At 47.3% G+C, this 8,802-nt stretch carries 10 protein-coding genes; 8 read left to right on the forward strand and 2 right to left on the reverse strand.

Features of this window, described 5'->3' with window-relative positions; translation table 11 throughout:
* Positions 1–291 precede the first annotated feature (291 nt).
* Positions 292–1,326 (reverse strand): TlpA disulfide reductase family protein, encoded by a 1,035-nt coding sequence (locus tag CGZ90_RS14755; RefSeq protein WP_165766871.1) that lies wholly within the window; start codon positions 1,324–1,326, stop codon positions 292–294.
* Between the two features lie 247 nt (positions 1,327–1,573).
* On the reverse strand, positions 1,574–2,629 hold the full coding sequence (cax, locus tag CGZ90_RS14760) for a calcium/proton exchanger (RefSeq protein WP_094253300.1): 1,056 nt from the start codon (positions 2,627–2,629) through the stop codon (positions 1,574–1,576).
* 183 nt (positions 2,630–2,812) lie between these two features.
* On the opposite strand from cax, the gene CGZ90_RS14765 reads away from it, so the two are divergent.
* The 8 genes from CGZ90_RS14765 to CGZ90_RS14800 form a co-directional block, all read left to right on the forward strand.
* Positions 2,813–3,997: an ATP phosphoribosyltransferase regulatory subunit gene (locus CGZ90_RS14765; RefSeq protein ID WP_205727411.1), complete on the forward strand. Its 1,185-nt coding sequence runs from the start codon at positions 2,813–2,815 to the stop codon at positions 3,995–3,997.
* On the forward strand, positions 3,994–4,638 hold the full coding sequence (gene hisG, locus CGZ90_RS14770; protein WP_094253302.1) for an ATP phosphoribosyltransferase: 645 nt from the start codon (positions 3,994–3,996) through the stop codon (positions 4,636–4,638). The genes CGZ90_RS14765 and hisG overlap by 4 nt, the downstream gene beginning before the upstream one ends.
* Positions 4,635–5,909 (forward strand): histidinol dehydrogenase, encoded by a 1,275-nt coding sequence (gene hisD / locus CGZ90_RS14775; RefSeq protein WP_094253303.1) that lies wholly within the window; start codon positions 4,635–4,637, stop codon positions 5,907–5,909. The genes hisG and hisD overlap by 4 nt, the downstream gene beginning before the upstream one ends.
* A complete protein-coding gene (gene hisB, locus CGZ90_RS14780; protein WP_094253304.1) occupies positions 5,906–6,496 on the forward strand; it encodes an imidazoleglycerol-phosphate dehydratase HisB in 591 nt (196 codons plus the stop codon). Before hisD ends, hisB begins: the two co-directional genes overlap by 4 nt.
* A gap of 1 nt (position 6,497) precedes the next feature.
* Positions 6,498–7,139: an imidazole glycerol phosphate synthase subunit HisH gene (gene hisH / locus CGZ90_RS14785; RefSeq protein WP_094253305.1), complete on the forward strand. Its 642-nt coding sequence runs from the start codon at positions 6,498–6,500 to the stop codon at positions 7,137–7,139.
* A complete protein-coding gene (gene hisA / locus CGZ90_RS14790) occupies positions 7,132–7,860 on the forward strand; it encodes a 1-(5-phosphoribosyl)-5-[(5-phosphoribosylamino)methylideneamino]imidazole-4-carboxamide isomerase (RefSeq protein WP_094253306.1) in 729 nt (242 codons plus the stop codon). The genes hisH and hisA overlap by 8 nt, the downstream gene beginning before the upstream one ends.
* A gap of 1 nt (position 7,861) precedes the next feature.
* Complete coding sequence (hisF, locus tag CGZ90_RS14795) at positions 7,862–8,620, forward strand: imidazole glycerol phosphate synthase subunit HisF (protein ID WP_094253307.1); 759 nt, start codon at positions 7,862–7,864, stop codon at positions 8,618–8,620.
* Positions 8,617–8,802: phosphoribosyl-AMP cyclohydrolase (locus CGZ90_RS14800; protein WP_276206771.1), on the forward strand; the 186-nt coding region annotated here is incomplete at its 3' end. The genes hisF and CGZ90_RS14800, both read left to right, overlap by 4 nt.

Consider the following 8,802-nt stretch of genomic DNA (forward strand, 5'->3'; position numbering starts at 1 on the left):
TTTTTACTTGCTTAAATTTTCTTTGTAATGAAAAATAGGTCGTGATTGGAGCGAAAGGGTGCGAGACTCCTCGAAAAAGGAATTCACATTTTCTTCGTGCAATGTCTTGCTGCCGAAGCCTTTCCTGTCCCGCGAGACGAGCTGGAAGGTGAGCCCCTTTTGGGCGCGTAGCGGCAAAGGGGCTCACCGCACGCCCCGCGGAAAGCTCAGCACCACGGAGTGGAAATCAACGCACCAAACTTGTGAGTTAAAGACTTTTTGCCCTTCTTTTAATCTCTGATCTGCATTTTTTTATTTCTCTGCGTTTTCCATATACTTCTCCATTGTTCCGAAATCCATCGGTCCGATATGCTTGTTCACAATGACTCCATCTTGATCGATGATGTAGGTTGTCGGAATGGTGACTGCTTGATAGGTGGATCCAACTTGTCCGCTGCTGTCGAGAAGAATGGGGAACGTAAGCTTATTTTTATCAGCGAATTCCTTAGCAGCCTTACGGGAATCACTGTCTGTAAGATTCACCGCCAAAATCTCAGCTCTTTTGCCGCCATACTTTTGATAAAACGACTCCATTTCTGGCATCTCTGCACGGCATGGGGGACACCAGGATGCCCAAATGTTGATGAAGACCACTTTCCCTTTTTGATCAGATAGCTTCATTTTGCCGTTGCTCAATGTATCGAGTTCGAAATCTGGTGCCTTGTTACCCTGCTTAATGCCTGTTGCTGCTGATGTTGCTACAGCTGCTTCTCTCTGCTCCTTTTTATTGGCGAACGGAGTAGCGTTAAATACGCTGAAAGCTAGGCCGATACCGATGAGTGTAAAAGAGACATTCCTGATGTTGTTAGCTTTCTGGATACTTAGCAAAATGACTGCTGTAAACATCAAGAAAGAGAGGAAACCTTCCTCCAATTTATGTCCAGCAAGAAAATAGCGAAGCGCAAAGTAGACAGCAAAGAAACCGGATGCCCCGTAACCGGCTCCAAAAAACAGCGACTCGAAATTCAGCTCATTTTTCTTAGCGGCTCTAAGCGCATAGACCACAGCTGCTATGACTCCTAGTACAATACCTGTTTCTGCACCGTTAAAGTACAAAATATTGATCGGGCTTTTTAATGCGGCAGCTGGGTGAAAAAGAACATAAGAAAACTTCCATACAGCAAATCCAGTAATAACAGCGTTCGCGACGATATCCAGCAGTTCTTTACGTTTATTATCTGTGCGGTATTTCAATAACAATAAAATGTAAGCGGCGATTCCGCCTGCTAAAATGAACAGCCAGTCCGATTTTATAGGAAACCCCGCAATCATCACAAACGTCTCCATTTTCATTCCCCTTCCTTTATCTCCTCTTATCACTTTATCAAAAAAACGGAACAAATATACGTATTTTAAGTCTGGTGCTAAAGTAACTGGGGTCCGGTACCTACATGAAATGCCATAAATATTTTTATCGTTAACCTCGTTCACAGTACCGGACCCCAAAAACCCCAAAAACCCCCAAAAGGAAAAAAGATTCCAAAAAACTCACAAAAAAAGCCCGACGCTCAGCCAGGCTTTTTGACCATTTAAATTATAGCAGATAAAACCCTACACCCATGATGAGGTAGGCAGCGAGAAGGGTGAGTCCCTCAAACCAATTGGTATCGCCGTCGCTTGTGAGCGAGATGGTGAGGAAAACGGCAAGTACCATGGAAACGAGCTCTGGCAGGGAGAAGACAAGAGACATCGGCTGCGGGAAGAACAGGGATATAAGTACAAGGACAGGTGCAACGAACATGGCGATCTGCAGAGTTGAGCCTACTGCAATCTCTACCGCTACGTTCATCTTGTTTTTATAAGCCATGATTATTGCGGATGCGTGTTCTGCGGCGTTACCGACGATGGCAACGATGATGACCCCGATAAACACTTCACTCCATCCAAGCGTATGACCGACTTCTTCAAATGTGTGTACGAGTTTTTCAGATACGTAAGCAACGGCAACTGTGGCTAGTGCAAGAACGAGCATCGCACGGCCTTTTGTCCATTCTGCTGTTTCATGTCCGTGCTCTTCTTCATGCTCTGACTGATATACCCCGCGGTGTGTGACGAGTTTGAAGAATAGAGCTGCCAGGTAAAGTGTGATCATGATAACTGATACCCAGATGCTGAGCGTAAGAGATTCATTATCCTCAAGCTTAAACGAGAAAACTTCAGGGAATATAAAAGCAACAACTACCCCAAAGATTAAAAGCCCTGCGTTATGACGGGCATCATGTACATTAAATTTCTGGCGCTTGTATTTTAGACCTCCAACAAAGAACGACAGACCTCCGACTAGCAGAAGGTTTCCAAGAACAGAACCGGTCAAAGATGCAAGAACAACGCTGATCAATCCAGCTTTCAGGGCGAAAATAGAGATGATAAGCTCGACAGCGTTTCCGAATGTCGCGTTAAGGAGACCGCCGATCCGCGGACCAGCAACGATAGCGAGACTCTCGGTCGCTCGGCCCATATAACCCGCTAGTGCTACGATCGTTGCACAGTAAATAACGAACAGAATGACTGCGGGCCAATGCAGCATACTACCAATGACTGACAAAGGAAGCCCTACTAAAATGGCCAGAAAGAAAATTTTATTAAACAAAATAATTCCACCTTTCTGAATATCTTGTCATACTATTCCCTGTTTTTTATGAAATCAACACGTACTTTAAGGTTGACGAATATATGCAAGACGTGTAGACTCGTAACTATATTTTATCGTGGTAGTACATTAGCGAACTAAAGTATTTTGGGAATTTCATTCATAAAATAAAGGTGATAAATCATGCCAAAACCATTTGTATTCGAAAAACCAGCAGGAATGCGTGACAAGCTGCCGCTTTTTTTTCAGGCAAGCGAACAGATCAAACAGCAGCTGTTAAATAAAATCAGTGTTTGGGGCTACCAGATGGTCCAGACACCAACACTCGAATATTTTGATACAGTCGGTGAAGCTTCCGCTATTAGCGATCAGCAGCTATTCAAACTGCTTGATATGGAGGGCAGCACGCTAGTTCTCCGGCCAGACATGACGGCACCAATCGCCCGCGTTGTTTCATCGAGTATGAAGCAGGTGGCATATCCCTTAAGGCTTTCATACAGTGCGCCAGTTTTTAGGGCGCAGCAGCGGGAAGGCGGCCGTCCAGCTGAATTTGAACAGGTTGGTGTTGAACTGATCGGAGACGGAACGCTTAGTGCAGAAGCAGAGGTTCTTGCACTGATGAGCGATGTGCTCAAAGAAACAGGTATCCAAAGGTTTACAATCACGATCGGGCACATCGGTTTTGTCCAGGAGCTTTTTATTGAGATTCTAGGAAACGCAGAACGTGCCGAAGAGCTGCGGCGCTTCCTTTTTGAAAAAAACTATGTGGGCTATGCGAATTTTGTCAAAAATATGCCGCTGTCATCCATTGATTCAGCCAGGCTGCTAAAGCTTCTTGAATGCAGAGGCGGGGAAGATGCGCTGTTAAAGGCGATGGAACTCGCAGGAACAGAGAAGGCAAAGAAAGCTGTCTCTGATCTCATGCAGCTTAAGAAAATCCTTGGTGATTATGGAGCAGAGGAAACAGTCAACTTTGACTTTACACTCTTAAGCCATATGAGCTACTACACTGGGATCGTGTTTGAAGGGTATGCAGCTGGCATCGGGTCGCCGATTGCAGGAGGCGGGAGGTATGATGATCTGCTCAGCCGCTTCGAGCGTTCAGCACCAGCGATCGGATTCGCGGTAAGGCTTGACTATGTGATGGAAGCCATCGGTCAAATGCCTGATACTAGCAGCCGCACATGCATACTTTACAGCGGAGAAAGAAGAGAAGAAGCACTCCGGATCGCTGCAGAAAAACGAAGCAGCGGCACACCTGCAGTTACACAGGATATTACGGGCGTTGAAAATGTGGACACGTTTACTAATCGTTTTACAGATGTGATTTATTTAATAGGAAAGACGCAAGGAGAGGAAACGAAATGACAGCAGTATTGACCGTCGCGATGCCAAAAGGGCGCATATTTGAAGAAGCTGCCGATATGCTTCGTGAGGCGGGTTATCCGCTTCCTCCAGAATTCGAAGACAACAGAAAATTGATCGTTGAGGCACCTGAGGCAGGCATGCGTTTTATTCTGGCAAAACCGATGGACGTTCCTGTGTATGTTGAACAAGGTGTGGCTGACGTCGGCATCGCCGGAAAAGATGTGATGATTGAGGAAGAACGGGATGTTTACGAAGTGCTGGACTTGAAAATCAGCACATGCTATTTGGCCGTTGCCGGTCTGCCTGGAGGTATCAAGGACAAGGTAGCACCTAAAGTCGCCACGAAATACCCAGAAGCGGCATCTAAATATTTCCGCGAGCAAGGTGAGCAGGTAGAAGTGATCAAGCTGAACGGTTCTATCGAGCTGGCGCCTCTTATCGGCCTTGCTGACAGGATCGTTGATATCGTGTCTTCAGGCCGAACGTTAAAAGAAAACGGCTTAGTCGAATATGAAAAAATTATGGATATTACGTCTCGATTAATTGTTAACCCAGCAAGCTACAGGCTTTACAGCGATACGATCCACACGCTTGTTGAGCGGCTGCGTAAGGTGACAGATAGCAAGGAGGCGGCAAGATGAAGTTTGAACATATTAGCGAATTAGGGCGTCTAGAACGTAATCTCGAAGAAAACACTGCCTTTCAGCGAGAATCGGTTCTTGCCATATTAAAAAAAGTCCGTGAACAAGGAGATGCAGCGCTGTTTGAACTGACAGAAACCTTTGATGGTGTCTGTTTAGGAAGTTTGGAAGTTAAAGCGCAGGAAATAGAGGATGCTTATGATGAACTTGGCGAAGAGATGATCGCAGTTATCAGGGAAGCGGCAGCAAACATTCGAGAATATCACGAAAAGCAAAAACGCCATTCATGGTTTTTTACGAGAGATGACGGAACGATGCTAGGACAGCAGGTCACTCCGCTTGATTCAGTCGGCATTTACGTACCAGGCGGCACAGCGGCATATCCTTCATCCGTCCTGATGGGTGCAATACCTGCACAGGTAGCAGGCGTTGAAAGAATCGTGCTCGTCTCACCTCCTGGAAAAGATGAGAAGCTTCCGGCTGCTGTTCTCGTCGCGGCTAATGAAGCAGGTGTTAAGCATATGTTCAAGGTCGGGGGAGCCCAGGCAGTCGGGGCACTTGCTTATGGAACAGAAACCATTCCAAAAGTTGATAAAATAACAGGTCCCGGAAACATTTATGTGGCACTCGCTAAAAGAGAAGTGTTCGGACTTGTCGACATCGACATGATCGCGGGTCCGAGTGAGATCGCGGTACTGGCTGATGAAACGGCGAATGCACGCTACATTGCTGCCGACTTATTATCGCAGGCAGAACATGACCCGAGATCTGCAGCCATTCTTGTTACGACTTCGGAAAAGCTGGGCTGTGATGTAATTGACGAAGTAAAGTCGCAGCTAGATAGCCTGCCGCGCAAAGAGATCGCGATGGAGGCAATTGCCTCATACGGAGCGGTTTATATAGTAGATACAATGGAAGAAGGCATTGAAGCAATCAACAGAATCGCACCTGAGCATCTTGAAATTATGACAGAAGATCCAATGTCGCTTCTAGGAAAAATCCGCCATGCTGGCGCAATTTTCTTAGGGGAATACAGCTCGGAACCAGTCGGTGATTATTTTGCCGGGAGCAACCACGTACTTCCGACCAGCGGCACAGCGAGATTTTCGAGCCCGCTGAATGTGGATGATTTTATGAAGAAATCGAGTGTGATCCGGTACAGCAAACAAGCTATGCTGGAAAACGGAAGAAAAATTTCGGCTTTTGCGAGACTAGAAGGACTGGAAGCTCACGCACGTGCCATTGATGTAAGGCTGGAGGGGAAACCATGACAGAACGCAACTATTCGATCGAACGGAACACGAAGGAAACACAGATCAGCTTGTCGCTTAACATTGATGGGACAGGGGAAGCAAGCATTCAGACACCTGTCCCTTTTCTAAACCATATGCTAGATGCAGTGGCAAGACACGGGCTGTTTGATCTGACGGTAAATGCCGCGGGTGATACGGAAATTGATGATCACCATACAACAGAAGATGTCGGAATCTGCCTCGGCCAGGCAATCCAAGGGGCACTCGGAGACAAGAAGGGAATCAAACGATACGGCAGCGCGTTCGTGCCGATGGATGAGACACTTGCGCAAGTGGTGATCGACCTGAGCAACCGCCCGCATCTAGAGTTTCGTGCCGAGATGCCGAGTCAGAAGGTCGGGACGTTTGATACTGAGCTCGTGCATGAATTTTTCTGGAAACTAGCACTTGAGGCAAGGATGAACCTGCATGTGATCCTGCATTATGGCAGCAACACACATCATATTATTGAAGCTATATTCAAAGCATTCACTAAAGCTTTAGATGAAGCGACACAGCTTGACCCGCGTGTTAAAGGTGTGCCGTCAACGAAAGGATCGCTGTAATATGATCGGGATCATCGATTATGGAATGGGCAACCTTCATTCAGTAAAATCGGCTCTGTCACGAATCGGCGAAGAATTTATCCTTACAGGCGACACGTCAGAACTCGAACAATGCGACGGACTGCTGCTGCCGGGAGTCGGGTCTTTCCGTGACGCGATGGAACAGCTGGAAAGAAGCGGCTTGTCCGATTTCATAAAAAAAGAAGCTGCCGCTGGCAAGCCGTTGATGGGCATTTGTCTCGGCATGCAGCTGCTGTTTGAGGAAAGTGAAGAGAACGGCAGATCAAAAGGCCTCGGTCTTCTTCCAGGGAATGTGGTCCGTTTTTCCGGAAAAACGGAAACGGGTGAATTGTACAAGGTCCCACATATGGGCTGGAACATGCTTAGCTTTCAGAAGCCAGAACAACCGCTGCTGCAAGGGTTAGAAGAAGGATACGTTTATTTCGTCCATTCGTATGTGGTTTCTTCTGCAGATCAAGAGGTGACAGCCGCTTCTGCTATTTATGGAGACGTTCGTGTCCCAGCTGTTGTTGGAAGAGGAAACGTGATGGGCACGCAGTTTCACCCAGAAAAAAGCTCAGAGCTCGGTATGGGGATGCTGAAAAACTTTTGTACTTATGTAAAGGAGAGATCGTATGCGTAAATTTACTTTATATCCTGCAATCGATATGCGAGGCGGCAAATGCGTCCGTCTGCTGCAAGGAGACTACAGCCAGGAAACAGTTTACGGCGATTCTCCTTTCGATATGGCGAAAACCTTTGCTGAAAATGGAGCAGAATGGATTCACATGGTCGACCTTGACGGTGCTAAGGCTGGTGTGAAAGTGAACCACGAGCACGTCCTGCGTGTCGCGAAGGAACTTGATGTAAAGGTTCAAATCGGCGGCGGAATTCGCTCTATGGAAGATGTGGCAAGCTATCTGGATCAGGGAGTTGACCGGGTAATCATCGGCAGCGCTGCTGTATCTAACCGTAATTTTGTCGAGGATGCACTAAAGGAATACGGATCTCGCATCGCGATCGGTCTTGATGCACGTGATGGGTTTGTGGCCACTCACGGCTGGATTGAAACATCAGAGCTAAAGGCAGGAGACCTGGCGCTTGAGCTTGCTGAAAAGGGAGCGGAAACGTTCATTTTTACCGATATTTCTAAGGATGGCATGCTGCAAGGTCCAAACACTGAAGCGATCGCGGAGCTTGCCGCCCTTACGGGAAAAGAAGTCATCGCATCTGGCGGTGTAAGTTCAATACATGATCTCATTCAACTAAAAGAAGACGAGCGCAGCATTGCTGGTGCTATAATCGGAAAAGCGCTTTACACAGGCAAGTTTACCCTGCCCGAGGCGTTAAGGAGCGTGAAGTAGTATGCTCACAAAACGCATCATTCCATGCCTGGATGTAAAAGAAGGGCGTGTGGTGAAAGGGATTCAATTCTTAAATCTGATCGATGCCGGCGACCCCGTGGAACTGGCACGTTTTTACGATGAACAAGGTGCAGACGAGCTTGTTTTTCTCGACATATCAGCCAGCCACGAAGGCAGGGAGACAATGACAGAGGTCGTTGAACGTGTTGCAGCAGAGCTTGCCATTCCATTTACAGTAGGCGGGGGCATCAACACCCTCGACGACATGAAGCGCGTCCTTCGTGCCGGAGCAGATAAAGTGTCTGTCAACACTGCTGCTCTTCTCCGGCCTGAACTGATCACCGAAGGGTCACAATTTTTTGGTGCACAATGTATCGTGGTTGCGATCGACGCCAAGTTTGATGAAGAGCTTGGATCATGGCGCGTCTATACTCATGGCGGCCGAAAACCTACCGAGTGGGAAGTAACAGAATGGGCAAGAGAAGCTGTCCAGCGCGGTGCTGGTGAGATCCTTTTGACTAGCATGGATAAAGACGGTGAAAAATCAGGATTTAACTTAAAGCTGACACGTGCCGTTTCAGAAGCAGTCCCGATCCCAGTCATCGCATCAGGCGGTGCAGGAAACGCACAGCATTTTTATGATGCTTTCCAAGAGGGGCTCGCCGACGCAGGGCTAGCAGCTAGTATTTTTCACTATAAAGAAACATCCATCGCAGAAGTTAAAGCGGCGTTAGCGGAGAAAGGGGTAGCAGTAAGATGAATATCGAAGAACTAAAATTTGATGAAAATGGCCTTATTCCTGCCGTAGTACAAGACGTTCAATCGCGTGAAGTGCTGACAGTCGCCTACATGAACGAAGAATCAATCCGCCTCACACTCGAAAAAGGAGAAACCGTCTTTTACAGCCGCTCCCGTTCAGAACTGTGGCATAAAGGTGCAACA

It is taken from the genome of Fictibacillus aquaticus, assembly GCF_002245695.1.
GTDB classification, from domain to species: domain Bacteria; phylum Bacillota; class Bacilli; order Bacillales; family Fictibacillaceae; genus Fictibacillus; species Fictibacillus aquaticus.

Coding starts and splice junctions, on each gene's coding strand:
- CGZ90_RS14755 (WP_165766871.1), bottom strand. CDS start 1,326: ATGGAGACGTTTGTGATGATTGCGGGGTTTCCTATAAAATCGGACTGG.
- CGZ90_RS14765 (WP_205727411.1), top strand. CDS start 2,813: ATGCCAAAACCATTTGTATTCGAAAAACCAGCAGGAATGCGTGACAAG.
- hisG (WP_094253302.1), top strand. CDS start 3,994: ATGACAGCAGTATTGACCGTCGCGATGCCAAAAGGGCGCATATTTGAA.
- hisD (WP_094253303.1), top strand. CDS start 4,635: ATGAAGTTTGAACATATTAGCGAATTAGGGCGTCTAGAACGTAATCTC.
- hisB (WP_094253304.1), top strand. CDS start 5,906: ATGACAGAACGCAACTATTCGATCGAACGGAACACGAAGGAAACACAG.
- hisH (WP_094253305.1), top strand. CDS start 6,498: ATGATCGGGATCATCGATTATGGAATGGGCAACCTTCATTCAGTAAAA.
- hisA (WP_094253306.1), top strand. CDS start 7,132: ATGCGTAAATTTACTTTATATCCTGCAATCGATATGCGAGGCGGCAAA.
- hisF (WP_094253307.1), top strand. CDS start 7,862: ATGCTCACAAAACGCATCATTCCATGCCTGGATGTAAAAGAAGGGCGT.